Genomic DNA, 24,813 nt, shown 5'->3' on the forward strand with positions numbered 1-24,813 from the left:
TCTTTTGTACATATTCCATAATAATGAAATGAATCAGGGGGCTGAATTCCGTGGCATTTGAATTTAAACTACCAGATATCGGTGAAGGTATCCACGAAGGTGAAATCGTAAAATGGTTTATTAAACCAGGCGATGAAGTAAACGAAGACGATGTACTTCTTGAAGTACAAAATGATAAAGCAGTAGTAGAAATCCCTTCTCCTGTTAAAGGTAAAGTACTTGAAGTACTTGTAGAAGAAGGAACAGTTGCAATCGTAGGAGATACATTAATTAAATTTGATGCTCCTGGATACGAAAACCTTAAATTTAAAGGTGACGATCATGATGAAGCTCCAAAAGCTGAAGAAGCAGCAGTAGAAGCTCCAGCAGCGGAAGCTACTCCAGCAGCAACTGCAGAAGTAGTAAATGAGCGCGTAATTGCTATGCCATCTGTTCGTAAATACGCTCGTGAAAAAGGTGTAGACATTCATAAAGTAGCTGGTACTGGTAAGAATGGCCGTATCGTAAAAGCTGACATCGATGCATTTGCAAATGGTGGACAAACTGTAGCAGCAACTGAGGCTCCAGCAGCAGTAGAAGCTACTCCAGCAGCAGCGAAAGAAGAAGCACCAAAAGCACAACCAATCCCAGCTGGTGAATATCCAGAAACTCGTGAGAAAATGAGTGGTATCCGTAAAGCGATTGCGAAAGCAATGGTTAACTCTAAACACACAGCTCCTCACGTAACATTAATGGACGAAGTAGATGTAACAGAACTTGTTGCTCACCGTAAGAAGTTCAAAGCAGTAGCAGCTGACAAAGGTATTAAATTAACTTACCTTCCGTACGTTGTTAAAGCTTTAACATCTGCATTACGTGAATACCCAATGTTAAACACTTCTTTAGACGATGCATCTCAAGAAGTAGTTCATAAACATTACTTCAACATCGGTATCGCAGCTGATACAGACAAAGGTCTATTAGTACCAGTTGTTAAAGATACAGATCGTAAGTCTATCTTCACAATCTCTAACGAGATCAATGATCTTGCTGGTAAAGCACGTGAAGGTCGTCTAGCTCCAGCTGAAATGAAAGGTGCTTCTTGCACAATTACAAACATTGGTTCTGCAGGTGGACAATGGTTCACTCCAGTTATCAACCACCCAGAAGTAGCAATCCTTGGTATCGGCCGTATCGCTGAAAAACCAGTTGTGAAAAACGGTGAGATCGTTGCAGCTCCAGTATTAGCATTATCTCTAAGCTTTGACCATCGTTTAATTGACGGTGCAACTGCTCAAAAAGCGTTAAACCAAATTAAACGTCTATTGAATGACCCACAATTATTAGTAATGGAGGCGTAATAACAATGGTAGTAGGAGATTTCCCAATTGAATTAGATACAGTCGTTGTTGGTGCAGGTCCTGGTGGATACGTTGCGGCAATTCGTGCAGCACAATTAGGTCAAAAGGTAGCAATCATTGAAAAAGCTAACCTTGGTGGCGTATGCTTAAACGTTGGATGTATTCCTTCAAAAGCGTTAATCAATGCAGGTCATCGTTATGAGAATGCAATGCATTCTGATGACATGGGTATTACTGCAGAAAACGTAAAAGTTGACTTTACAAAAGTTCAAGAATGGAAAAACGGCGTAGTTAAGAAATTAACTGGCGGTGTTGAAGGCCTTCTTAAAGGTAACAAAGTTGAAATCATTCGCGGTGAAGCTTACTTCGTAGATGCTAATACATTACGCGTTATGACTGAAGATGCAGCTCAAACTTATACGTTTAAAAATGCTGTTCTTGCAACTGGTTCTACACCAATCGAAATTCCAGGATTCAAATACTCTAAACGTGTTATCAACTCTACAGGTGCTTTAAGCTTACCTGAAATTCCTAAAAAACTTGTTGTAATCGGCGGCGGTTACATCGGTATGGAATTAGGTACTGCATATGCTAACTTCGGTACAGAAGTTACTGTAGTAGAAGCTGGCGACGAAATCTTAGCTGGTTTCGAAAAAGCTATGAGCTCTGTTGTTAAACGTGCTCTACAGAAAAAAGGTAACGTAAATATCCATACAAAAGCTATGGCTAAAGGCGTTGAAGAAACAGAAACTGGCGTAAAAGTTAGCTTTGAAGTTAAAGGTGAAATCCAAACTGTAGAAGCAGATTACGTATTAGTAACTGTAGGTCGTCGTCCAAACACTCAAGAAATCGGTCTTGAGCAAGTTGGAGTTAAAATGACTGACCGCGGCATCATCGAAATCGATGAGCAATGTCGTACAAATGTACCAAACATCTATGCAATCGGTGATATCGTTCCTGGACCACCATTAGCTCACAAAGCTTCTTACGAAGGTAAAGTAGCTGTAGAAGCAATTAGTGGCCATGCATCAGCTATCGATTACATCGGAATTCCTGCAGTATGCTTCACTGATCCAGAACTAGCATCTGTTGGTTACACTAAAAAACAAGCTGAAGAAGCTGGAATGACTGTAACTGTATCTAAGTTCCCATTCGCTGCTAACGGTCGTGCATTATCATTAAACAGCACTGACGGTTTCCTACAACTTGTAACACGTAAAGAAGATGGCCTTCTTGTAGGTGCTCAAGTTGCAGGTGCAGGTGCTTCTGATATTATTTCTGAGATTGGTTTAGCTATCGAAGCTGGAATGACAGCTGAAGATATCGCTCAAACAATCCATGCTCACCCAACATTAGGTGAAATCACAATGGAAGCAGCTGAAGTTGCTCTTGGAATGCCAATTCACATTGTAAAATAATTTAAGTAATGTAAATAGCCCTTCTCTTATTGTAAGAGAGGGGCTATTTTTATTTTCATCAAATGACTTGCAAGGTCTTTAAACGTACTTGTCGAATGAATATATAATACTTTAACAAATGATTCAGGCTTAACTTACTTCGAAGGTAATATATATCATCCTATAATATGTAATTGATTCAAACTTACCCCCATATATTAATAAAATAGAGCATGTCAAAGGAGAAGGTTCCATGAAAATATTACATGTTATATTTTATCATTTACTACTATGGAGTGGCTTTTCCACTGTATTAACATTATCGAATGGTGATAAGTTTCATTATAAAGTTATTCTTTTTTTCGTATTTCTATATTTAGCCTATGTAATAGCATATTTTGTATTGCACGTAAGAAAGCAAGCTTTATTTCTTACATGTTCGAATTGTATATTATTTTTAATCATATTATCTATTTTTTAAATTAGCGTTTATAAAAATACATTGTTCTTCCATTAAATAATTGTAACTCTCCTTCTAATTTCTTCGCTAAAAAACGGCAAAATTCATTTGCTTTCCCTTTGTCACCAAATGTTGCATTAGGTGGTAAAGAAACTTGGATGAAAGATTGTTCATTTTCTATACCAACACCAATATAAATTGAGTCATACCGGTCGTGAGTGGATTGAAGTTTTAATGTTGTTGTAGATGTATCTAAAATTTCATAAGGAAAAGCGGTATTTGTATACGTGTAATTAATTTGGGCACCAGTTTTAGAAGTAACTGTTTTATAATAATGAAAAAGTTGTTTTATATCATCTATTGAAACTGATTGTTGGTTGGATTTCGGTACAAGCGTAATAAAGGCGTGTTGCATATAAGTTCCCCCTAGCTTAGTAGAATACTATCATTCTACATCCTACTGAATTTTTTGACAATTAAAAGGAGTATTACATGTTTTGTTTAATATACTATTAATGAAACGTGATGTAGAAAGGTGGAAACCAATGTTTGAAAAATTGTATGATGAGCATGAAAGTGTGAAGGTACGATTTTTAGGGTTTATGACACATGATACACGTTATGATTTTGGTGTTATTTATACAAATATGTTTTTTGGAAAGCCGCTCATTGTTTGTATGCAAACAGGAAGGTCTACTTTACTCGGACGAGATGATGTAGAGAATGTTCAATATATACAGGAGATTTTTAAATTAGGATCAGAAGAGGAAGCAAAGGAGTTAGCTCAGTTTTTCAAATTTCTAGTTCCGTCAACTTCTTTACATGCGGAATATGAAGAATAATTAATGTGAAACAGTCGTACTTATAAATATGGCTGTTTTTTTATTTTAATATCGCATACTAATTTAAATTAAAAATATTTAATGTGTTATACTAAAAACCTATTGACGTAAAAAGTATAACATATTAAAATGAAGACAGAAAGTTAAGCGGTTACAAAAAGTTTTTGGGATTATAAACTTAGGGGGAAATGAAAAATGGGAACAATCGTATGTCAAGATTGTGAAGGTACAATTGCACACTTCGAAGATGAGAAAGTAACGGTACTTTACGGGAAATGTGGATCTTGCGGATGTGATCACACAGAGCATACAAAAGCCCAATAATTGATAGGAAATGGACAGCTAAAAGTTTTTAGGACCATAAACTTAGGGGGAAATGAAAATGGGAACAATCGTATGCCAAGTATGTGAAGGAACAATCGGACATTTTGAAGATGAGAAAACGACGGTACTTTACGGAAAATGTGGAACAAATTGTGACTGTGCTAGAAAAGATAATGCGAAAGCTTAATGATAAATAAATAGATTACTATTAAAACTCAGGGGGAAATGAAAATGGGAACAATCGTATGCCAAGTATGTGAAGGAACAATTGGACATTTTGAAGATGAAAAATCAACAGTACTATACGGGAAATGTGGATCTCATTGCGAATGTGACCATAAAGAACATACAAAAGCTTAATAATAAGAAAAAGCGCCTACATGTGTAGGCGCTTTTTTAATAAATTGTAGTTGTATGACCAACTGTTGCAACGATTGCATCATCTCTAATTGGAATAAAGCTTATGGATGTCTGTGGTGTACTAGAAGAAGCATATTGGCTCATTATACGGCTATCGATACGGGTAATAGTATCGGTCAAGAAAGCTGAAATAAAAGCGTAAGGGACTCTTCGTTCATTTAATGAATAAATAATTTCTTCTTTTGTTTTTACACCCACGCCATGTCCGTAAAAAAAGAAATTTCCTAAATAGATTGTGTTTTCTCCTTGCCACTCAATCGTAGCTGGATTCACTTGTGGGTTTTTAAAGTAAACGAGGTCACCTGGAACAAGATCGCCACCGTTTTTTGTTATGAGCCTTAGATCTTGATCGTAGTCCCATGTATAAAGTAAAAGATTTGCAAATAGACGATTGAAAGTTTCTTCCTCATACAATGATAGTAAAGCTTTATAAAAAATAATGATCATAGCGGTTGCGCATTCAGTTCCATATAGTTTTCCATTTTTAAAAATATCTTGTATGGCAATAGAAGATGGTATGTTTGGAAGAAGCTCGAATCCTCCAAGGGATGTTCTTTTCCAATACTGGGGGTTGCAAAAGGATTGTTGAAATGTGCGAAACTGAAATCCACTTTGAAAAAGCTCTAGTGCAGAGATAATAATATTAACTCGTAAATTGAGATCAAAGCTGAGTTCATCAGCTGTTCGGAAGGAATAAACTTCTTGATTTCCTGCCATTATTGATAAAATTTGTTGTTTCTCTGCTGCAAATGGCTCATATTCATTTGTAATATAAGGATGTACAATAGAACGGCCTATTACAATCATAATAGTATCCCCACCTATACGTTACATTCTTAAGTATCGTATGAAGAAAAGGAAAAAAGGTGAAAAAAAAGCCTATCAACTGATAGGCTTGTACTCTTTAATAACACGTAATGTTTGTAATGTCATATCTTCAGGACCTTGTACAGGTAAACCTGCTTCTAAGTTTTTCCGAATATACTCTAAGTTTTCTTGTGTAATAATTTCCCCCGGAGTAAAGATTGGAATCCCTGGCGGATAAACCATAACAAAATCAGCTATAATACGACCCGCTGCATTTTCAAATGGGATGACTTCTGTTTCCGAATAAAAAGCATCTCGAGGAGAAAGTGCTAGCACTGGAATTTCTGGAATCTCTACTTGTACTTGAACACCTTTATCTGCCCTATTTCTAAATGTTGCTGCTAAATCGTGTAAAGCTGCAATAAGTGTATTTGTATCACTTTCTGTATCTCCCAAAGTGATAAGACATAGTATGTTGTATAGATCTGAGAGTTCTACTTCAATGTTATATTGCTCTCTAAGCCATACTTCAGCTTGGTGGCCGGTAATACCTAAATCTTTTACAGATACAATTATCTTTGTAGGATCATAGTTAAAGGTAGCATCTGTACCTAACATTTCTTTTCCAGGACAGTAAAGATGCTCAATAGAATTTATAGCATCACGAACATGCTCAGCTAATTGTATTGTTTGTTCTATGAGTGCTGTTCCTTCTGTAGCAAGACGTTTTCTCGCAACATCAAGGGATGCTAACAAGATGTAAGAAGTTGATGTAGTTGTAAGCATACTAATAATAGATTGGACATGCTTTACATTCACTAAGCCTTCTTTCACATTAAGAATAGAACTTTGAGTTAAAGAGCCTCCTAATTTGTGAACACTTGTTGCTGCCATATCCGCACCAGCTTGCATCGCTGACATAGGTAATTCATCGTGAAAATGAATATGAACACCATGAGCCTCGTCGACTAGTACAGGGATGTCATAAGAATGTGCTAATTGTACAATCTGTTCTAAGTCTGCAGCAAACCCAAAGTACGTTGGGTTAATAACAAGTAAGCCCTTTGCATCTGAGTGCTCTTCAAGTGCTTTTTTGACAGATTGAATTGTGATTCCATGAGAAATACCGAGCTTCGGATCGATTTCAGGATGCATGAAAATCGGTTTTGCACCTGAGAAAATAATAGCTGACATTACTGATTTATGCACGTTTCGTGGTACTAGGATTTTGTCACCAGGACCGCAAACGCTCATCACCATTGTCATAATAGCGCCACTTGTACCTTGAATAGAAAAGAAAGTATGATCTGCACCGAATGCAGCGGCTGCTAAATCCTGTGCTTCTTTAATCATACCTTTTGGATGATGTAAATCATCGAGTGGCGCAATATTAATTAAATCAATTGCTAATGCATTATGCCCAATAAATTCGCGAAATGTAGGATCCATGCCCTGTCCTTTTTTATGACCAGGAATATGGAATTGAATTGGATTTCGCTTACTGTGCTCAACTAAAGCGGTAAACAATGGTGTTTCGTATTGGGACAATCTATACACCCCTTCTTCTTCATAATATTTAGTGTAATTTGTTTTATATAATCCTGCTCTAAAAAAGTGTAGCCTTTTTTAGAATAAGGCTTGTTTTTCTGCCATTCAAAAAATCGTTTTTGAGATGGTAGCTTCACTTTATTTTCTATAAAACAAAAGCATTATATCACCAATAATTATAGATGTATAGAAAAAAATGTTTTTAAGGTGAGTATGTTTAATAGTTAGCCTCAACTAATGAATAGAGGAAGACAATTCCATTAAAATGAATAAATAGTGTATAATGCAGAGTGGCTATAATGAAGAATAAAATATTCTCTTTAAGATAGCATAATGAAACAAGAAGAAATGATAAATGAGGTGCGAAATGGAATATCAATATCCGTTAGATTATGATTGGTCAAATGAGGAAATGGTTACAATTGTTAAGTTTTATGAAGCGATTGAGAAAGCTTATGAAAAAGGGATTATAAGAGAAGAGTTAATGGGTTTATATCGTCGTTTTAAAGAGATTGTTCCATCGAAAGCAGAAGAAAAGAAAATTGATAAAGAATTTCAAGAAGTAAGTGGATACTCTATATATCGTGCTATTCAAAGGGCAAAAGAAGTCGAAGAACAAAAGCTCGTAAAAATGTAAAAAATATTTTGAAAAATAAAAACTGAAGTGATATAATGTGATAACAACTAAAAACGGACAATATAAATTGTCCGTTTTCTACTATCGATTACACAGTGCATATAAAGGAAGGAGTGATTGCATCGTAGATTCAATCTTAGCAAGGAATTGTTCGTTGGTCATTGCTGAAAACTCCTCTGGTGATATATGAATACCAACTAATAATTCTGCTTTTTTTACAGTAGCTAATCGTTCAATCATCTTTTGTAAGTCTTCGGTTTCAAGTGTTTTATGTAATTTCACACTTGGTTTAGTATGGTCAATGGACCAAACGAAGTCATTTGGAATATTTGTTTTTAAATCATTTAAATGTTCTAAGAAGGCATGAGCCGTCTCAACTTTTTGTGGACACTCATAGATTAAACCAAAGTATATGAAGGCATGAGTACCCCATAAGCCGATTTGGAAATGCGGTAGCATTTTATATCCTCGTTTATTTGTTGAAAAAGCAACCCAAGTATCGTTTGGTGGATTGACTTTGCGGCGTGCGTGTTTTGCAACATGATAAAAAAAGTTCTCATCAGTTTGTTTGGATAAGTATTCTGCAAATTGTTCCCCTAAAGCTTCTAGCTTAGGATGAATGTTCGTTTTAATTGCACTCATTCGTTCTTCGAGACCATCAACTGTAAAGACATCAAAATCAGTTGACTTGAATGTTTGTATTGTCATGATTGTTCCTCCAACTCCTATTTTGCTTTTATTTTAGCATAGCTTGTACTATTCATAAAAAAAACAGCACAAAAAAATTTAAATAAAAAAATATAATTTTGTTGCATAGATGATTTATCCAACATAGTATAGTATAAAACAAAAAATCAGAAAATTGAATTAATTCTAGTCCGAGGGCAGACGAATATTGGGAGGAGGCAAATAATATGAGACAGGTGATTAATGCGTTAAAGAGAACAGATGCTGAAAAGAGAATACCGGTGCTACGTTTGGAGCTAGATTATGAATTAGCAACTTTATATGATGCGATGATGGAAGATGACAAACAGAAAAAAGAAGAGTGTGTACAAAAGTTAGAAGTGTTAAGACTTGAAATGATTCGTTTAGAAGCGTAATAATAGTATATGTATAAAAAATTAGTTGGTGCGAACCTTATAAAGGGTTCGTTTTTTCTGTGAACAGTATAGATCGGAGTGTTTAAACATGCAAGAAGTATGGAAAGACATTGATGCACACGCCAAACGGTGGATTCGGGATGCAGGAGAGCATTTAATGGCATCAATGAAAAAAGCACTTATTATAGAAACAAAATCAAATGCAGCTGACTTAGTTACAAATATGGACCGAGAGATAGAACAGTTTTTAATTGGGAAAATTAAAGAAACATTCCCGAATCATAATATTTTAGGAGAAGAGGGTTATGGAGACGAGATAACGTCTTCTGACGGGGTTGTTTGGTTAATTGATCCAATTGACGGCACGATGAACTTTGTTCATCAAAAAAGAAATTTTGCGATTTCAATTGGGATTTATGAGAACGGTATCGGAAAGATTGGACTTATATATGATCCAGTGCATGATGAACTATATCATGCAGTCAAGGGATATGGAGCTTTTTGTAATGATATATCAATTCCTACACTGAAAAAAGGAACTGTAGAGCAAGGTATTGTAGCTTTAAATGCGATATGGCTTACAGATAATCCATTGCTTAATATGGAAAGTATGATGGCACTTGTTAAGAAAGCAAGAGGCACAAGATCATATGGCTGTGCAGCGTTAGAGATGGTATACGTTGCAACAGGAAGAATAGATGCATATGTAACGCCGAGATTATCACCATGGGATTTTGGCGGAGGAAAGATAATTGTAGAAGAAGTTGGAGGTAAGGTGACGACATTCTCTGGAGCGCCACTTTCTATCATAGAGAAGAGCAGTGTGTTAGTTGCAAAACCAGGAGTGTATGAAGAAGTGTTATCGTTTATATGAGAGCAACAAAAAAAGTAAGAGGCTGTGTATAAGCTTCTTACTTTTTAGCGTTATTGTGATTTGCGCATTTTTCTTTTTGTTACAAAACCGTATCCAACTGTAACAAATGTGCCGATAATGCAAATAATAATACCGATTGGACTATTTTCAGCAATCATAATGCCGATACCGATTAAGAAAATAACACCGATAATTGCAGTTAATAAAAAGCGATATTGAATGTGTTCCATTTCTTCACCCTCCAATCTCATTTTACTTTCACAAAAGTAAGAATACAACTATATTTTCATTCTTGCTTTTATTTTAATTGCTATTGTATCCCCTTCGCTCTTATAATAGAGAAGGATTAAAAAGACATTAGGAGTTGGACATGTTGAAAAAACGACAAGATTTACGTAATATAGCAATTATTGCCCACGTTGACCATGGTAAAACAACACTTGTTGACCAGTTATTACGTCAAGCGGGGACTTTCCGTGCGAACGAACACGTTGAAGAACGCGCAATGGATTCAAATGATCTAGAAAGAGAACGCGGTATTACAATTTTAGCGAAAAATACAGCGATTCACTATGAAGATAAAAGAATTAACATTTTAGATACACCTGGTCACGCTGACTTCGGTGGAGAAGTAGAACGTATCATGAAAATGGTTGATGGTGTTTTACTTGTTGTTGATGCATATGAAGGTTGTATGCCACAAACACGATTTGTTTTAAAGAAAGCTCTTGAGCAAAACTTAACTCCAATCGTAGTTGTAAACAAAATTGACCGTGACTTCGCTCGTCCAGATGAAGTAGTTGATGAAGTAATCGACTTATTCATTGAGCTTGGTGCAAACGAAGATCAATTAGAGTTCCCAGTTGTATTTGCATCAGCAATGAACGGAACAGCAAGCTTAGATTCAAACCCAGCAAATCAAGAAGAGAATATGAAATCATTATTCGATACAATTATCGAACATATTCCAGCACCAATTGATAACAGCGAAGAGCCACTTCAATTCCAAGTAGCACTTCTTGATTACAACGACTACGTTGGACGTATTGGAGTTGGTCGCGTATTCCGCGGTACAATGAAGGTTGGACAACAAGTTGCTTTAATGAAAGTAGACGGAAGTGTGAAGCAATTCCGCGTAACGAAATTATTCGGTTACATGGGATTAAAACGTCAAGAAATTGAAGAAGCAAAAGCAGGGGACTTAGTAGCCGTTTCTGGTATGGAAGACATTAACGTAGGTGAAACAGTATGTCCAGTTGAACATCAAGATGCGTTACCATTATTACGTATTGATGAGCCAACACTACAAATGACGTTCCTTGTAAATAACAGCCCATTTGCAGGTCGTGAAGGTAAATACATTACATCTCGTAAAATTGAAGAGCGTCTTCGTTCACAATTAGAAACAGATGTAAGTTTACGTGTAGATAATACAGATTCTCCTGATGCGTGGATCGTATCTGGACGTGGGGAACTACATTTATCTATCTTAATTGAAAACATGCGTCGTGAAGGTTATGAATTACAAGTATCTAAGCCAGAAGTAATCATTAAAGAAGTTGATGGCGTAAGATGTGAGCCTGTAGAGCGTGTACAAATCGATGTACCTGAAGAATACACTGGTTCTATTATGGAATCTATGGGTGCACGTAAAGGTGAAATGTTAGATATGGTGAATAACGGAAACGGTCAAGTTCGCCTTACTTTCATGGTTCCAGCACGTGGTTTAATTGGTTACACAACAGAATTCTTAACATTAACTCGTGGTTACGGTATTTTAAACCATACATTCGATTGCTACCAACCAGTACACGCTGGACAAGTTGGTGGACGTCGTCAAGGTGTTCTAGTTTCACTTGAAACAGGAAAAGCATCACAATACGGTATTATGCAAGTTGAAGACCGTGGTGTAATCTTCGTTGAACCAGGTACAGAAGTATATGCTGGTATGATTGTAGGAGAACACACTCGTGAGAATGACTTAACAGTTAACGTTGTGAAAATGAAACAACAAACTAACATTCGTTCTGCGACGAAAGATCAAACTTCAACAATGAAGAAACCACGCCTAATGACTTTAGAAGAATCATTAGAGTACTTAAACGATGACGAGTTCTGTGAAGTAACTCCAGAATCAATTCGTCTACGTAAAAAGATTCTTGATAAGAGTGAGCGCGAAAGAGCTGCTAAGAAAAAGAAATCTGTCGAAGCGTAAAAATAAAAAAACAACGCCCTTTATAAAGGGCGTTGTTTTTTTATTTTGTTTATTTTTTAGAATATTTACTCATTTTTGTGGACAGTATTTTTTTTGCGAGTTACTCTTGTATTAAGTGTATAAAGAAAATTGCATTTTACTGCTAGGGGGGAAGAGTGTGTTAGAAAGGATGTCTTTTTTTGCAAAATTGTGTAAGGTAGATGAAAATCCAGAGTTAGGAATGTGGTTACTTTATGGGACGATTATTATATTAAGTGCTCTCGTTTATAATTTAGGGTTTGCTAGAAAGTTGTCTGTACTAAAAAATATTGTGATATACATATCATTAGCAATTGGATGCACAGTATTAACCTTTTTTGCTGTGTTTTTACCTGTTGGAGAAGGACTTGTTGTAGCGGCAATTGTACTTGGAATTTATAGATTGCGTTTGCGTCAAGCGAAACAACAAAAAGCAGGATAAGGAAGGGGAGTTTTCATGCGTTCAGTACAAGATGCACTATATAATTGGTTAACAATTAAAACAGTTGCGGAAGCACGCCCAGATGATAGTGCTGCAAAAGAAACATATTTGTTATTTCAAAATATGATATATGAAGAACATAAATTAAGAAATGTGGAAGTCGAAAAGAACGAGGAAATGTATTTAATTACATATGAAATGAATGGAGAACGGAAATCTGCAAGGTTTCCGTTAGAAGCCATTGATTGTTTTTTGGATCAGATGAATCGTGAACCAGAAAAATATAAATAAGTCCTTATCTATATGAGTAAGGACTTATTTACATTTTACCAATCATCTTCGATTTTTTTATCACGATATAATCGGAAATTACCACTTGCATGACGTTCCATTGTACGCTCTGCAATTCGTTCCGAACATTCCATGCACATATATGTATGAATAGGGCGATTACGCAGTTTTTTTGCCATAGGATTTTCATCATCTAACATATCTTTTTTATCACAAATCATACATTTGACTCTCATTTCGTCACCTCAATACGAATTCTATCAGTATAAGTATATCATGGAAGTATAATGTTTTTGAATAATAGTGGGAAAAAATAATATTTTCGCAATTCAAAAAATAAGTTATGATAAGGATATACCAAGTATGTTTGGAGGTGAAAATATGGCGAATGTAGTAGAGCCTACCTTAACAGAGGATTTAGTACAAACGTTGCGTAAAGAGTGTATTGTTATGATAGCAACGACAGATTTCGAAAAGCAAGTTCCTAACGTAAGTGCTATTTCTTGGGTGTATGCAGTGAGTAAAACTAGTATTCGATTTGCAGTAGATCAACGTTCACGTATTGTGGAAAATATACGGCATAATACAGGTGTGGTATTGACTATAATGGCGAATGAATCCGTATTTTCTATAAGTGGTGCAGGTGAAATTTTGACAGATAGAATGGAAGGTATTTCTCTAAAATTAACTGTAATAGAAGTAAATGTGCAAGAAGTGCGTGATGTTATGTTTTATGGAGCGAAACTTGCAATTGAACCAACATATGAAAAAACATATGATCTTCGGGCAGCGAAAAAGCTGGATAATGAAGTGTTAGTAGGGATAAGAGAATTATAAAGATGCTAAATAGGAAATTCGTTTATTCACTTTTGTAATCGGTTATTGTGATTTAACGTTAATAATTATAATAAAAAGTAATATATTGAATAGAAATGAATAAAGAATAAATAAAAGGTTTAATGACTATGATTTTCGATTCTACCTCGTTTACACGGTACATATAATTATAACAATGGTTCGTCCATATTGTATGGATGAAACCCTTGTTCTACAAATTTAAAAGTGGAGTCAGGGGGTAACAGGTTGGATAAAATTTATGTGTTAGATACGAATGTACTTTTGCAGGATCCTTTATCTATTTTTTCATTTGAAACCAATGAAGTAGTGATTCCAGCAGTTGTATTAGAAGAGGTTGATTCGAAAAAACGTTATATGGATGAAGTAGGACGAAACGCTCGTTATGTATCTAAGTTAATAGATAAATTTCGTGAAATAGGAAAGCTGCATGAAAGTATCCCGCTAGAAAACGGCGGAACATTTCGTATTGAATTGAACCATCGTTCATTCGTGCAACTACAAGATATTTTTGTAGAAAAAACAAATGATAATCGAATTTTAGCTGTAGCAAAAAATCTATCTTTAGAAGAACAGGAAAAAGAGGACGGGAAGTCTGTTATTTTAGTAAGTAAAGATGTACTCGTAAGGGTAAAAGCTGATGCAATTGGTTTGAAGGCTGAAGATTATTTAAGTGATCGCGTAATTGAAGTAGAAAATATATATTCTGGCTTTTTAGAAGGATATATATCAAAAGAACAATTGGATTATTTTTATGAGAAAGGTGAATTGCCTCTATCTGAAATTGCGAATCATCCTTTTTACCCAAATCAGTTTGTAGTGATGAAAGATGCATTAGGGGGCTCTAGTTCTGCTCTTGGCATTGTGGATCACTTAGGTAAGAAGGTAAAGAAACTTATTTTTCACAATGAACAAGTATGGGGGATACGACCACGAAACGTGCAGCAAATTATGGGATTAGAATTGTTGCTTCGTGAAGATATTCCGCTTGTAACGTTAACGGGGAAAGCCGGCACAGGAAAAACGTTACTTGCGTTAGCTTCGGGACTTATGCAAACAGAAGACTTAGGGTTATATAAAAAATTACTTGTGGCAAGACCAATTGTTCCAGTCGGAAAAGATATCGGTTATTTACCAGGAGAAAAAGAAGAAAAGTTAAGACCATGGATGCAGCCAATTTTTGATAACCTAGAGTATTTATTTAATACGAAAAAGCCAGGAGAGTTAGATGCTATTTTAGCTGGAATGGGTTCGATTGAAGTAGAAGCCCTTACTTATATACGCGGGAGAAGTATTCCAGATCAGTTCATTATCATTGACGAAGCACAAAATTTAACAAAGCATGAAGTGAAAACGATATTAACTAGGGTAGGGGAAAAGAGTAAGATTGTATTGATGGGAGATCCTCAGCAAATTGATCACCCATATTTAGATGAATATAATAATGGCTTAACATATGTTGTAGAGAAGTTTAAAGAACAGCGTATTAGTGGTCATGTGAAGTTTGTTAAAGGTGAGCGATCTAATTTAGCTCAACTAGCAGCAGATTTATTGTAAAAAGGAGTGAGCTTAAGCTCACTCCTTTTCTTTAAATAATTGTAAATTTACGGATGTTACGGATTGGATTTTGTTGATTAGATCCATCATTGAAATAGAGATGAACAGGTCCGTCTTCTTTTAATGGTTTTCCTTCTTTTGAAAAGCCTAGTATAGCATTTTTGACAGTTTCTAATGGAAGTGTCATTGTATGATCTACCGTTTCAATTTCAACTTGCGTAGCGTCCTCTAAAATTTCAGCGTTAGCAAGAAATGGATGAAATGGTATACCAAATGTTCCAGTAATCAGCTGTTCTTTTTTATATTTCTTCACACTTTGTTGTATTGGAGGAAAAGCGGCACCATCACGGATTTCGCGATCCCAATGTTCTGAAGTGTTTTTTAAATAAGTTTCTAGTTCAGACGTGTTTTCTCTAGTTTCATCAAAGTAAGTTGTCAAATCTACTTTTCGATCATCAAAGATCCAAACAGTTGGATCAATAGTGATTGGAAAACGTACTTTTCCGTTAATAAATAAAATTTCGCTCATTGTTGTTCCCCCATTTGTGTTATACTCCCACTTTTCAGTATAATAGTATTAGACACTGTTGTCACAAAAAATGTTTCTATTGCAATTTATTAAAACTATCGCTAATATTAATAGATAGGATAGAGGAGAGTAGGACGGAAACGGAGGGAATCAATTTGGCGTCTGAGACAGTAGCAAATCATCAGGAAAAGGCACTAGCCCTTCTACAAGCGGATGCAGAGAAGATTTTAAGACTTATTAAGGTGCAAATGGACCATCTTACAATGCCGCAATGTCCATTATATGAAGAAGTGTTAGACACACAAATGTTTGGACTATCCCGCGAGGTCGATTTTGCGGTTCGCCTTGGTCTTATTGCAGAAGAACAAGGGAAAGCAATGTTAGGTGAGCTCGAACGTGAGTTATCTGCACTTCATGAAGCATTTACAAACAAACAACAATAACGGGTTCAAATAAGGGGGCTCAAACTAAATTAGTTTGAGCTTTTTATTTGTATAATAAAGCAGGAAGAATCAATGTACATATGGAATACAACAATAATTAAATTGAAACAGAAAGAGGAAATGAAATGAAAAAAGTATGGAAATCAATGGATTATTCATTATTACTTCCTCTTGTTATCTTATGTGTGCTGGGAGTAATAATGGTATATAGTTCTAGTTCCATTGTTGCGATTTCGAGGCATAACTGGCCGGCAAATTACTTTTTTAAAAAACAATTAATAACTTTAGCTATTGGAACGGTATTGTTAGTAATTGTAGCTTCGTTACCTTATAAGTTTTGGAGAAAACGAATAATTTTATCGGCGATGGGGCTAGGGAGTATTGCTTTACTAGCAGCAGCCTTGATTTTTGGTAAGGAAATAAATGGTGCAAAAGGTTGGATATTAGGTATACAGCCCGCTGAATTTGTTAAATTATCGATTATTATTATATTAGCTCGCTTTTTTGCAAGGAGACAAGAAACAAATACACCTGTTTTTAAAGGGTCGGGACTTACACTTGGTTTTGTTGGAATGGCAATGTTTTTAATTTTAAAGCAAAATGATTTAGGTACCGATTTGTTAATTGCAGGAACAGTAGGGATTATGTTTCTTTGTTCAGGAGTAAGGATTAATTTATGGATTAAACGAATTGTTTTAACTTCTATAGTATGGATTCCAGCTCTATATTTTTTGGCTAATTATAAATTAAGTGGATATCAAAAGGCACGTTTTTCAGTTTTTCTTGATCCATTCAATGATCCTCAGAATGATGGATTCCAATTAGTAAATTCTTTTATTGGAATTGCTTCAGGAGGGCTAAATGGTCGAGGATTAGGAAATAGTGTGCAAAAATATGGTTATTTACCAGAACCTCAAACAGATTTTATTATGGCTATTATATCTGAAGAATTAGGTTTTATTGGTGTAGCTATTATTTTAATTTGCTTGCTACTTATTATTATTCGTTCATTCAGGATTGCTCAAAAATGTAACGATCCTTTTGGAAGTTTAATTGCAATCGGAATTGCAAGTTTAATAGGAGTACAAACTTTTGTTAATGTTGGTGGTATGTCTGGATTAATACCGCTTACTGGAGTGCCTTTACCGTTTATTAGTTATGGTGGAAGTTCCTTAATAGCTAATCTACTTGCAATGGGAATACTACTTAATATTGCTAGTCACGTGAAACGACAAGAGAAACAACAGAATGGTGTAATGAAAGAAAGAGAACAAAATGGACCACATCTTGTAGTTGTAAAATAAAAACACATTGTGCTTTAGAGCATGATGTGTTTTTTATTTTTAAGTAGTTTTAAATATGATGTACTAATTTCTCTTTCAGTTAAAAGATATATCACATTAAGTTAAATGTGATATACAATTAAGTTGTTAGAAAAGGAAGAGGTATGCTATACTATTTTTGTGAAACAAATTGCACAGAAAACTTATCATTTGTTAGAAAATAAGGTATGATGGATAAAAATAAAGTGAAGCTTTCTAAGTATAATATAATGTGGAAAGTGAAGAACTTCACGCTTTTTAAGGTGTGTATATATTTTATCTCTAGAGTGGTAGGAAAGTAGAGGGGGAAAATCATGACAAAGCTGCAACGTATTCAAAAAGTATTGGTAGCTAACCGTGGAGAGATTGCAATTCGTGTGTTTCGAGCTTGTTCGGAACTTGGATTAAAAACAGTTGCAATCTATTCTAAAGAGGATAGTGGTTCTTATCATCGCTATAAAGCCGATGAGTCCTATTTAGTTGGGGAAGGAAAAAAACCAATTGATGCTTATCTAGATATTGAAGGCATTATTGAGATTGCAAAAAGTAATCATGTAGATGCAATCCACCCTGGATATGGTTTCTTATCAGAAAATATTCAATTCGCTAAACGTTGTGAAGAAGAAGGAATTATCTTTATCGGTCCGAAAAGTAAGCATTTAGATATGTTTGGAGATAAAGTGAAAGCAAGAACACAAGCGCAGCTAGCACAAATTCCAGTTATACCTGGTAGTGATGGTCCAGTAAATTCATTAGAAGAAGTCGAAAAATTTGCTGAAAAGTATGATTACCCGATTATTATTAAAGCATCCCTTGGGGGTGGCGGTCGTGGTATGCGTATTGTGCGTACTAGTGAGGAATTAGGAGAATCATATAATCGAGCGAAATCAGAAGCGAAAGCAGCTTTTGGTAATGATGAAGTTTACGTCGAAAAATTCGTTGAAAAACCTAAACATATAGAAGTACAAATTTTAGCAGATGAAGAAGGCAATGTTGTTCATTTATACGAGCGTGACTGTTCTGTACAACGTCGTCATCAAAAAGTTGTAGAAATTGCACCGAGTGTATCACTTTCAGATGATCTGCGTCAGCGTATTTGTGATGCTGCTGTGAAGTTAACGAAAAATGTAAACTATTTAAATGCAGGAACAGTAGAATTCCTTGTAAAAGATGATGAGTTTTACTTTATTGAAGTAAATCCACGTGTTCAAGTAGAACATACGATTACAGAAATGATTACGGGAGTAGATATTGTTCAATCACAAATTTTAATAGCGGATGGACATTCATTACATAGCAAAATGGTAGGTGTTCCGAAGCAAGAGGAAGTAGTTGTACATGGATTTGCAATTCAATCTCGTGTAACAACTGAAGATCCGCTAAATAATTTTATGCCGGATACAGGAAAAATTATGGCGTATCGATCAGGTGGTGGTTTTGGTGTGCGTCTTGATACAGGGAATAGCTTCCAAGGTGCAGTTATTACACCGTACTACGATTCTTTACTTGTAAAAGTTACAACTTGGGCACTTACTTTTGAGCAAGCTGCTGCAAAAATGGAACGTAACTTAAAAGAATTCCGTATTCGTGGTATTAAAACAAATATTCCATTCCTAGAGAATGTAGTAAAGCATAAAAACTTCTTATCAGGAGAATATGATACTTCATTTATCGATGCGTCACCTGAATTGTTCTTGTTCCCGAAACGTAAAGACCGTGGAACGAAAATGTTAAATTACATTGGTACAGTAACAGTAAATGGTTTCCCAGGAGTAGGGAAAAAAGAAAAACCAATATTCCCAGATGCTCGTATTCCATGTTTAAAACATTCAGAGCCAATCCAAAATGGAACGAAACAAATTTTGGACGAGCGTGGAGCGGACGGATTAGTAAAATGGGTACAGGATCAAAAACGTGTACTTTTAACGGATACAACATTCCGTGATGCACACCAGTCATTACTTGCAACTCGTATTCGTACAAAAGATTTACATCAAATTGCGGAGCCAACAGCGAGAATGTTACCGAACCTATTCTCAGCGGAAATGTGGGGCGGTGCAACGTTTGATGTTGCGTATCGTTTCTTAAAAGAAGATCCATGGGAACGATTACTAGATCTTCGTGAAAAAATGCCGAACGTGTTATTCCAAATGTTACTTCGTTCTTCAAACGCAGTTGGATACAAAAACTATCCAGATAATTTAATTCAAAAATTTGTGGAATGTTCTGCTCAAGCAGGCATTGATGTATTCCGTATTTTTGATAGTTTAAACTGGGTGGAAGGCATGAGAGTTGCAATTGACGCTGTACGAGACACTGGTAAAATTGCAGAAGCAACAATGTGCTACACAGGGGATATTCATGATCCACTGCGTAGTAAATATGATTTAAATTATTATAAAAATTTAGCAAAAGAGTTAGAAGCATCAGGAGCTCACATTTTAGGTATTAAAGATATGGCGGGCTTACTAAAACCAAATGCAGCATATGATTTAGTTTCTGCATTAAAAGAGACAGTGTCGATTCCAATTCATCTGCACACGCACGATACGAGTGGAAATGGTATATTAACGTATACGAAGGCAATTGAAGCAGGTGTTGATATCGTCGATGTAGCAGTGAGTTCTATGGCTGGTCAAACGTCACAACCAAGTGCGAACACGCTATACTATGCGTTAGGTGGAAACGAAAGACAACCAGATGTTAATATAGATTCTTTAGAAAAACTATCTCACTATTGGGAAGATGTACGCAAATACTATGCACCGTTTGAAAGTGGTATGAATGCCCCTCATACAGAGGTATATATGCATGAAATGCCGGGTGGGCAGTATAGTAATCTTCAGCAACAAGCGAAGGCGGTTGGTTTAGGAGATCGCTTCGATGAAGTGAAAGTAATGTACCGCCGTGTGAATGACATGTTTGGAGATATTGTAAAAGTAACACCATCATCAAAAGTTGTTGGTGATATGGCATTATTTATGGTTCAAAACCATCTGACAGAACAAGATGTTTTAGAGCGTGGACATGCGATGGACTTCCCAGGGTCTGTTGTTGAAATGTTCTCTGGTGATTTAGGTCAACCGTACGGTGGTTTCCCGAAAGAATTACAAAAGATTATTTTAAAAGGGAAAGAGCCATTAACAGTAAGACCAGGTGAATTACTAGAGCCAGTAGATTTCGAAGCGTTAAAAGAAGAATTATTCCATAAACTTGGACGCGAAGTAACGATTTTTGATGTAGTAGCATATGCTTTATATCCAAAAGTATTTATGGATTATGAAAAAGTTGCTGAGCTTTATGGAAATGTATCTGTACTTGATACACCGACGTTCTTCTATGGTATGAGACTAGGTGAAGAAATTGATGTAGAAATTGAACAGGGTAAAACATTGATGGTTAAACTAGTATCAATTGGAGAACCTCAGCCGGATGGAAACCGTGTTCTTTACTTGGAATTTAACGGTCAACCACGTGAAATTATCGTGAAAGACGAGAGTGTAAAAGCAACAGTTGCACAACGTGTGAAAGGAAACCGTGAGAATCCAAATCATATTAGTGCAACGATGCCAGGAACGGTAATTAAAGTAGTTGTAAAAGAAGGCGACGAAGTGAAAAAAGGCGATTCTATGGCAATTACAGAAGCGATGAAAATGGAAACGACAGTTCAAGCGCCGTTCAATGGTAAAGTGAAGAAAGTATATGTTAACGATGGTGATGCGATTCAAACGGGTGATTTACTTATTGAATTAGATCACTAAAATAAGAAAAGAGCTGTGTAAATACAGCTCTTTTTTTATTGCAAAAAATCCCTTGCCGAATTGGCAAGGGATTTTAGTTTTAAATTATTTTGTTTGTTTAGAAGTTGATTCGGCTTCTTTGGCATTCACTTTACTTCTTGTTCCTAGCATAACTAAATAGCATAGTACGGCAAACAAGCAAGAAATGAATAGAGAATGTAACAATGCCATTGCTAAACTAGCGTTTGTAAATACAACTAAAACTCCTACTACAGCTTGAAGTGTAACAAGGATAAATGAAATAATCCATCCCCAATATACTACAGATTGCTGCTTGTAATGGCGAATAGCGAGAATCATCGCGTATAGTATCCAAGCGAAAATTAACATCGCTGCAACTCTATGGCCCATTTGAACCCATTCATGTAGTTGAGTTGGCATAGGTCTGTTTTTGCTACATAAAGGAAAGTCTGGACAGGCTAAGCTAGCTCGTTCGTGACGTACTAAAGCACCTGTGTAGACGACGATATAACTGTAAATTGTTACACCATAAATATGAAATTTCATTTTTTTGTCCATAATAAGTGAACGTGCATCAAATTTTTGGTCAATTTCAAAGATAAGACACGTTAATAAAATGACAGAAGCAAATGAAATTAAGGAAATACCGAAATGGATAGCAAGTACAGCTGGCATTTGTCCCCAAACAACTGCTGCTGCTCCCATTAATGCTTGTGCAACTAAAAATACGAAGGATAAAATTGCTAACGTTTTTGTTTCACGCACATGTTTATAATATTTCCAGGACAAAATACAAAGTAGAGTGACAAGAATTCCAGCTGATCCTGATGTTAATCGGTGGCTAAGTTCAATAATAGTTTCCATTGATAAATTAGATGGAACAAATTCACCGTTACAAAGTGGCCATGATTTACCACAACCTTGACCAGAACCTGTTTTTGTAACTAAAGCGCCTCCTAATAAAACTATTAATAAATCAAGGCTTGTAATGACTGCTAACCATTTAATAAAGCGTTGCAATCTCTTTCACCATCTTTCTGCTATGAAGTTATTGCGAAATATTTTCATTCCATTATGTATAGAATAAAACGCGCTAGTTCCTATGATATATAAAAAATAATAAAATAGCAAAGAAATGGAGGGGGAAGGAAAGGGAGAGAAAATAGGTGTAAAAACAGGGTTCGAAAGGAAAATTTTGGGTGGAAAATAGGCTATTTTGAAAAGAAATGGGGAGAATACGTGTTAAATAGGACAAAATAGTTTATTATAGAAGGTAACATCATGTTATGATAAGGACAAGTCAGAATGAAGTTTTTTATATTCGACACAAAAAGTTCATGTTTTCTTCACAAAATGTTCGGGAAATATGATTTAATATATTGGAGTATGGGCGTAGATTAGTAGTAGAATGGGTTAACAATGTTTCTACTGTAATAATATTGCTATATAGAAGCGAATTATTTCATTTGAAATAGGCGCAAAAAGAAAGATGAAAGTTTTAAGAGGGGGTTAGAGTGATGAACCATGCAACAAGTGAGCTGCATGATGAGTCCGCTGTTACAAGTGTACCGGAAACAACTCGGTTACAAGATTTAAAAGCACTCGTTAAAATGGGGATTGTAAACTCAAATACACTTACTGTATTTACAGGATTTTGGTTGGCATTACACTTTAATGGATTAAGTGTAATGGATAATCTGGATAAGTTATTCTTTACAATCGTTGGTTCAGGATTAATTATGGCAGGGGTATGTTGTTTAAACAACTACATTGATCGAGACATCGATCCATTAATGGAAAGAACAAAGACCCGTCCAACGGTTACTGGAAAGTATAAACCAGGATTTGCACTTACATTTGGACTAGTCATATTACTTCTTGGTTTTGTATTTTTATTATTAACAACACCAATGGCAGTCTTAATGGGATTTATTGGTGCTTTCACATATGTTGTTCTATATAGTTTATGGACAAAGAGAAAGTATACACTAAATACTGTTGTAGGTAGTATATCTGGTGCAGTTCCTCCTTTAATTGGATGGGCAGCAATCGATCCATCTTTAGGCCATCCAATTGCTTGGATGTTATTTTTAATTATGTTTATTTGGCAAATCCCACATTTCCTTGCATTAGCAATGAAACGTGTTGATGAATATCGAAATGCAGGAATTCCAATGCTTCCTGTAGTTCATGGATTTGAAATTACGAAACGCCAAATTATGATTTGGACAGTATGTTTATTACCACTACCATTTTATATGAGTGGACTAGGGATAACATTTATGGTAATTGCAACACTGCTTAACATCGGATGGATCGTTTTAGGATTTTATGGCTTCCGTAAGAAAGATGACATCAAATGGTCCGTGCAAATGTTTGTTTATTCCCTAAATTATTTAACAATCTTATTTGTATCAATGATTGTAGTTACATTCTTCTAAGACAACGACATAATTGGATTTCTTTACGTTGAGATTTACTTTACTTAACTATAAAGTACAATCTAATTCACAAGGAAAGTGGGGGTTGTTTGTATGAAGAAACAGTGGCGACTGCTTTCGTTCGTTTCACTGCTGGCTTTACTGTTAGGGGGATGCGGTAAAGCCTTTCAATCTACTTTAATTCCGCAAGGAGAAGTAGCAAAAATGCAATATGATTTACTTCTACTGGCGAGTGCAATCATGGTAGGAGTAGTACTAGTAGTTACTATTATTTTCTTATATGTAATTGTGCGTTTCCGACAAAAGAAAGGTCAGGAAGATTATATTCCAGAGCAAGTTGAAGGGAATCACAAGCTAGAAATTATATGGACAGTTATTCCGATTATTCTTTTACTAATCTTAGCTGTTCCAACAGTTACATATACATTCAAACTTGCTGATGTAAGTGCGATGGAGAAAAAGAATATTGATAAAGATACTATCGTTGTTGATGTAACAGCGAATCTTTATTGGTGGGAATTTTCTTATAAATCAGAAAAGATAGTAACTTCGCAAGATTTGGTCATCCCCACAGGTAAGAAAGTGTATTTAAATTTGAAGGGTGCCGATATTAAACACTCATTTTGGGTTCCATCTTTAGCAGGGAAAATGGATACAAATACAGACAATGTGAACAAAATGTGGTTAAAGGCAGATAAATCGGGCACTTATAATGGTTTTTGTACAGAATTTTGCGGCCCATCACATTCTTTAATGCAATTTAAAGTGAAAGCTTTAGATGAAAGCGAGTACAAAAAATGGCTTGCTGATATGAAGAAGATTGATGGGAAGAAAGAAGTAGTTTCAACAAAGGCGCAAGAGGGCCAAGAAATATTTAATAAAAGCTGTATTGGTTGTCACGCAGTTGGATCTAATGATAGTAGACCACCTTCCGCTCGTATCGCACCAAACTTAGCAAACTTTGCGGATCGCGATATGGTTGCCGGTATTGCCGAAAACAATGAAGAAAACTTAAAAAAATGGCTGAAAGATCCTGAAAATATGAAGCCAGGAAACAAAATGACTGGCAAATATGGCAACTTAACGGATGATCAAATTGATGCATTAAATGCATACTTACAAACGTTAAAAGTTGAAAAGTAAAGAGGGACTATTCGCGAAGGGGAGGTTGAAAACGTGAGTTCTGT

28 protein-coding genes are annotated in these 24,813 nt (G+C 35.6%); 20 read left to right on the forward strand and 8 right to left on the reverse strand.

The annotated features are described in order from the left end of the window. Positions 1–50 precede the first annotated feature (50 nt). The 3 genes from pdhC (at position 51) to ES895_RS04130 (ending at position 3,218) form a co-directional block, all read left to right on the forward strand. The gene (gene pdhC, locus ES895_RS04120; RefSeq protein WP_000863419.1) at positions 51–1,340 is read left to right on the forward strand and encodes a pyruvate dehydrogenase complex dihydrolipoyllysine-residue acetyltransferase; all 1,290 of its coding nucleotides are present in this window, start codon (positions 51–53) and stop codon (positions 1,338–1,340) included. 5 nt (positions 1,341–1,345) lie between these two features. Further along, positions 1,346–2,758 (forward strand): dihydrolipoyl dehydrogenase, encoded by a 1,413-nt coding sequence (gene lpdA, locus ES895_RS04125; RefSeq protein ID WP_000260104.1) that lies wholly within the window; start codon positions 1,346–1,348, stop codon positions 2,756–2,758. A 232-nt stretch (positions 2,759–2,990) separates the two neighbouring features. Continuing rightward, positions 2,991–3,218 (forward strand): hypothetical protein, encoded by a 228-nt coding sequence (locus ES895_RS04130; protein ID WP_000697469.1) that lies wholly within the window; start codon positions 2,991–2,993, stop codon positions 3,216–3,218. 1 nt (position 3,219) lies between these two features. Here the strand turns inward: ES895_RS04130 and ES895_RS04135 are convergent, their stop codons facing one another. After that, a complete protein-coding gene (locus ES895_RS04135; RefSeq protein WP_001163302.1) occupies positions 3,220–3,612 on the reverse strand; it encodes a DUF1885 family protein in 393 nt (130 codons plus the stop codon). A gap of 130 nt (positions 3,613–3,742) precedes the next feature. Here ES895_RS04135 and ES895_RS04140 point away from each other — a divergent pair, with 130 nt between their 5' ends. The 4 genes from ES895_RS04140 to ES895_RS04155 all read left to right on the forward strand — a co-directional run bounded on the left by ES895_RS04140 (position 3,743) and on the right by ES895_RS04155 (position 4,723). Continuing rightward, positions 3,743–4,039 (forward strand): DUF3055 domain-containing protein, encoded by a 297-nt coding sequence (locus ES895_RS04140; RefSeq protein ID WP_000462038.1) that lies wholly within the window; start codon positions 3,743–3,745, stop codon positions 4,037–4,039. 195 nt (positions 4,040–4,234) lie between these two features. Further along, the gene (locus ES895_RS04145) at positions 4,235–4,363 is read left to right on the forward strand and encodes a GapA-binding peptide SR1P (protein WP_000536778.1); all 129 of its coding nucleotides are present in this window, start codon (positions 4,235–4,237) and stop codon (positions 4,361–4,363) included. A 58-nt stretch (positions 4,364–4,421) separates the two neighbouring features. After that, positions 4,422–4,550, forward strand: a complete 129-nt coding sequence (locus tag ES895_RS04150) for a GapA-binding peptide SR1P (protein WP_000536803.1) — start codon at positions 4,422–4,424, stop codon at positions 4,548–4,550. Positions 4,551–4,594: 44 nt separating this feature from the next. After that, positions 4,595–4,723, forward strand: coding sequence for a GapA-binding peptide SR1P (locus tag ES895_RS04155; RefSeq protein WP_000536796.1), 129 nt, complete (start codon positions 4,595–4,597; stop codon positions 4,721–4,723). A gap of 36 nt (positions 4,724–4,759) precedes the next feature. On the opposite strand, the gene ES895_RS04160 is transcribed toward ES895_RS04155, so the two are convergent. After that, complete coding sequence (locus tag ES895_RS04160) at positions 4,760–5,590, reverse strand: protein-glutamine gamma-glutamyltransferase (protein ID WP_000635342.1); 831 nt, start codon at positions 5,588–5,590, stop codon at positions 4,760–4,762. 75 nt (positions 5,591–5,665) lie between these two features. After that, positions 5,666–7,138 (reverse strand): arginine decarboxylase, encoded by a 1,473-nt coding sequence (gene speA, locus ES895_RS04165; protein WP_000084898.1) that lies wholly within the window; start codon positions 7,136–7,138, stop codon positions 5,666–5,668. 367 nt (positions 7,139–7,505) lie between these two features. Between speA and ES895_RS04170 the strand changes: the two genes are divergently transcribed. Next, positions 7,506–7,775, forward strand: coding sequence for a UPF0223 family protein (locus ES895_RS04170; RefSeq protein WP_000456552.1), 270 nt, complete (start codon positions 7,506–7,508; stop codon positions 7,773–7,775). Positions 7,776–7,856: 81 nt separating this feature from the next. On the opposite strand, the gene ES895_RS04175 is transcribed toward ES895_RS04170, so the two are convergent. Continuing rightward, complete coding sequence (locus ES895_RS04175; RefSeq protein WP_000155317.1) at positions 7,857–8,483, reverse strand: YktB family protein; 627 nt, start codon at positions 8,481–8,483, stop codon at positions 7,857–7,859. 206 nt (positions 8,484–8,689) lie between these two features. Between ES895_RS04175 and ES895_RS04180 the strand changes: the two genes are divergently transcribed. Both ES895_RS04180 and ES895_RS04185 read left to right on the forward strand, forming a co-directional pair. After that, a complete protein-coding gene (locus ES895_RS04180; protein ID WP_001250164.1) occupies positions 8,690–8,878 on the forward strand; it encodes a hypothetical protein in 189 nt (62 codons plus the stop codon). 88 nt (positions 8,879–8,966) lie between these two features. Next, a complete protein-coding gene (locus tag ES895_RS04185; protein WP_001158705.1) occupies positions 8,967–9,752 on the forward strand; it encodes an inositol monophosphatase family protein in 786 nt (261 codons plus the stop codon). A 50-nt stretch (positions 9,753–9,802) separates the two neighbouring features. On the opposite strand, the gene ES895_RS04190 is transcribed toward ES895_RS04185, so the two are convergent. Then, the gene (locus ES895_RS04190) at positions 9,803–9,982 is read right to left on the reverse strand and encodes a DUF5325 family protein (RefSeq protein ID WP_000400127.1); all 180 of its coding nucleotides are present in this window, start codon (positions 9,980–9,982) and stop codon (positions 9,803–9,805) included. A gap of 140 nt (positions 9,983–10,122) precedes the next feature. Between ES895_RS04190 and typA the strand changes: the two genes are divergently transcribed. From typA to ES895_RS04205, 3 genes are all read left to right on the forward strand, one after another. Next, positions 10,123–11,967: a translational GTPase TypA gene (typA, locus tag ES895_RS04195; RefSeq protein WP_000914762.1), complete on the forward strand. Its 1,845-nt coding sequence runs from the start codon at positions 10,123–10,125 to the stop codon at positions 11,965–11,967. Between the two features lie 157 nt (positions 11,968–12,124). Beyond that, positions 12,125–12,427 carry a YlaH-like family protein gene (locus ES895_RS04200; protein ID WP_000893662.1) on the forward strand — a complete coding sequence of 101 codons (303 nt, stop codon included), beginning with the start codon at positions 12,125–12,127 and terminating at the stop codon, positions 12,425–12,427. A 15-nt stretch (positions 12,428–12,442) separates the two neighbouring features. Further along, on the forward strand, positions 12,443–12,718 hold the full coding sequence (locus ES895_RS04205) for a hypothetical protein (protein WP_001258147.1): 276 nt from the start codon (positions 12,443–12,445) through the stop codon (positions 12,716–12,718). Positions 12,719–12,753: 35 nt separating this feature from the next. Here ES895_RS04205 and ES895_RS04210 read toward each other — a convergent pair whose 3' ends face one another. Continuing rightward, a complete protein-coding gene (locus ES895_RS04210; RefSeq protein ID WP_002082250.1) occupies positions 12,754–12,954 on the reverse strand; it encodes a YlaI family protein in 201 nt (66 codons plus the stop codon). Between the two features lie 145 nt (positions 12,955–13,099). Here ES895_RS04210 and ES895_RS04215 point away from each other — a divergent pair, with 145 nt between their 5' ends. Further along, a complete protein-coding gene (locus ES895_RS04215; RefSeq protein ID WP_000024597.1) occupies positions 13,100–13,555 on the forward strand; it encodes a pyridoxamine 5'-phosphate oxidase family protein in 456 nt (151 codons plus the stop codon). Positions 13,556–13,801: 246 nt separating this feature from the next. Further along, positions 13,802–15,130, forward strand: coding sequence for a PhoH family protein (locus ES895_RS04220; protein WP_000358083.1), 1,329 nt, complete (start codon positions 13,802–13,804; stop codon positions 15,128–15,130). Between the two features lie 31 nt (positions 15,131–15,161). On the opposite strand, the gene ES895_RS04225 is transcribed toward ES895_RS04220, so the two are convergent. Then, positions 15,162–15,659: a molybdopterin-binding protein gene (locus tag ES895_RS04225; protein ID WP_001289809.1), complete on the reverse strand. Its 498-nt coding sequence runs from the start codon at positions 15,657–15,659 to the stop codon at positions 15,162–15,164. A gap of 155 nt (positions 15,660–15,814) precedes the next feature. On the opposite strand from ES895_RS04225, the gene ES895_RS04230 reads away from it, so the two are divergent. The 3 genes from ES895_RS04230 (at position 15,815) to pyc (ending at position 21,185) form a co-directional block, all read left to right on the forward strand. Further along, a complete protein-coding gene (locus ES895_RS04230; RefSeq protein ID WP_000135694.1) occupies positions 15,815–16,102 on the forward strand; it encodes an Fpa/YlaN family protein in 288 nt (95 codons plus the stop codon). 125 nt (positions 16,103–16,227) lie between these two features. After that, positions 16,228–17,406: an FtsW/RodA/SpoVE family cell cycle protein gene (locus ES895_RS04235; protein ID WP_000758413.1), complete on the forward strand. Its 1,179-nt coding sequence runs from the start codon at positions 16,228–16,230 to the stop codon at positions 17,404–17,406. A gap of 332 nt (positions 17,407–17,738) precedes the next feature. Beyond that, positions 17,739–21,185, forward strand: coding sequence for a pyruvate carboxylase (pyc, locus tag ES895_RS04245; RefSeq protein WP_000164087.1), 3,447 nt, complete (start codon positions 17,739–17,741; stop codon positions 21,183–21,185). A gap of 84 nt (positions 21,186–21,269) precedes the next feature. On the opposite strand, the gene ctaA is transcribed toward pyc, so the two are convergent. Continuing rightward, complete coding sequence (gene ctaA, locus ES895_RS04250) at positions 21,270–22,205, reverse strand: heme A synthase (protein ID WP_001188747.1); 936 nt, start codon at positions 22,203–22,205, stop codon at positions 21,270–21,272. A 497-nt stretch (positions 22,206–22,702) separates the two neighbouring features. Between ctaA and ctaB the strand changes: the two genes are divergently transcribed. Both ctaB and coxB read left to right on the forward strand, forming a co-directional pair. Beyond that, complete coding sequence (gene ctaB, locus ES895_RS04255; RefSeq protein ID WP_001015056.1) at positions 22,703–23,626, forward strand: protoheme IX farnesyltransferase; 924 nt, start codon at positions 22,703–22,705, stop codon at positions 23,624–23,626. 93 nt (positions 23,627–23,719) lie between these two features. Next, positions 23,720–24,769 carry a cytochrome c oxidase subunit II gene (gene coxB, locus ES895_RS04260; RefSeq protein ID WP_000745272.1) on the forward strand — a complete coding sequence of 350 codons (1,050 nt, stop codon included), beginning with the start codon at positions 23,720–23,722 and terminating at the stop codon, positions 24,767–24,769. Positions 24,770–24,813: the final 44 nt, after the last annotated feature.

Origin of the sequence: Bacillus sp. 007/AIA-02/001, assembly GCF_004634455.1 — a bacterium.
GTDB classification, from domain to species: domain Bacteria; phylum Bacillota; class Bacilli; order Bacillales; family Bacillaceae_G; genus Bacillus_A; species Bacillus_A cereus.

Bases quoted from the DNA above. Each gene is read 5' to 3' on its own strand.
- ES895_RS04175 (WP_000155317.1), bottom strand. From the start codon at position 8,483: ATGACAATACAAACATTCAAGTCAACTGATTTTGATGTCTTTACAGTT.
- ES895_RS04180 (WP_001250164.1), top strand. From the start codon at position 8,690: ATGAGACAGGTGATTAATGCGTTAAAGAGAACAGATGCTGAAAAGAGA.
- ES895_RS04160 (WP_000635342.1), bottom strand. From the start codon at position 5,590: ATGATTGTAATAGGCCGTTCTATTGTACATCCTTATATTACAAATGAA.
- ES895_RS04150 (WP_000536803.1), top strand. From the start codon at position 4,422: ATGGGAACAATCGTATGCCAAGTATGTGAAGGAACAATCGGACATTTT.
- ctaB (WP_001015056.1), top strand. From the start codon at position 22,703: ATGAACCATGCAACAAGTGAGCTGCATGATGAGTCCGCTGTTACAAGT.
- ES895_RS04205 (WP_001258147.1), top strand. From the start codon at position 12,443: ATGCGTTCAGTACAAGATGCACTATATAATTGGTTAACAATTAAAACA.
- ES895_RS04210 (WP_002082250.1), bottom strand. From the start codon at position 12,954: ATGAGAGTCAAATGTATGATTTGTGATAAAAAAGATATGTTAGATGAT.
- coxB (WP_000745272.1), top strand. From the start codon at position 23,720: ATGAAGAAACAGTGGCGACTGCTTTCGTTCGTTTCACTGCTGGCTTTA.
- ES895_RS04145 (WP_000536778.1), top strand. From the start codon at position 4,235: ATGGGAACAATCGTATGTCAAGATTGTGAAGGTACAATTGCACACTTC.
- ES895_RS04135 (WP_001163302.1), bottom strand. From the start codon at position 3,612: ATGCAACACGCCTTTATTACGCTTGTACCGAAATCCAACCAACAATCA.
- lpdA (WP_000260104.1), top strand. From the start codon at position 1,346: ATGGTAGTAGGAGATTTCCCAATTGAATTAGATACAGTCGTTGTTGGT.
- ES895_RS04130 (WP_000697469.1), top strand. From the start codon at position 2,991: ATGAAAATATTACATGTTATATTTTATCATTTACTACTATGGAGTGGC.
- ES895_RS04225 (WP_001289809.1), bottom strand. From the start codon at position 15,659: ATGAGCGAAATTTTATTTATTAACGGAAAAGTACGTTTTCCAATCACT.
- ES895_RS04215 (WP_000024597.1), top strand. From the start codon at position 13,100: ATGGCGAATGTAGTAGAGCCTACCTTAACAGAGGATTTAGTACAAACG.
- ES895_RS04190 (WP_000400127.1), bottom strand. From the start codon at position 9,982: ATGGAACACATTCAATATCGCTTTTTATTAACTGCAATTATCGGTGTT.
- typA (WP_000914762.1), top strand. From the start codon at position 10,123: ATGTTGAAAAAACGACAAGATTTACGTAATATAGCAATTATTGCCCAC.
- ES895_RS04235 (WP_000758413.1), top strand. From the start codon at position 16,228: ATGAAAAAAGTATGGAAATCAATGGATTATTCATTATTACTTCCTCTT.
- ES895_RS04170 (WP_000456552.1), top strand. From the start codon at position 7,506: ATGGAATATCAATATCCGTTAGATTATGATTGGTCAAATGAGGAAATG.
- ES895_RS04140 (WP_000462038.1), top strand. From the start codon at position 3,743: ATGTTTGAAAAATTGTATGATGAGCATGAAAGTGTGAAGGTACGATTT.
- pyc (WP_000164087.1), top strand. From the start codon at position 17,739: ATGACAAAGCTGCAACGTATTCAAAAAGTATTGGTAGCTAACCGTGGA.
- ES895_RS04185 (WP_001158705.1), top strand. From the start codon at position 8,967: ATGCAAGAAGTATGGAAAGACATTGATGCACACGCCAAACGGTGGATT.
- ES895_RS04155 (WP_000536796.1), top strand. From the start codon at position 4,595: ATGGGAACAATCGTATGCCAAGTATGTGAAGGAACAATTGGACATTTT.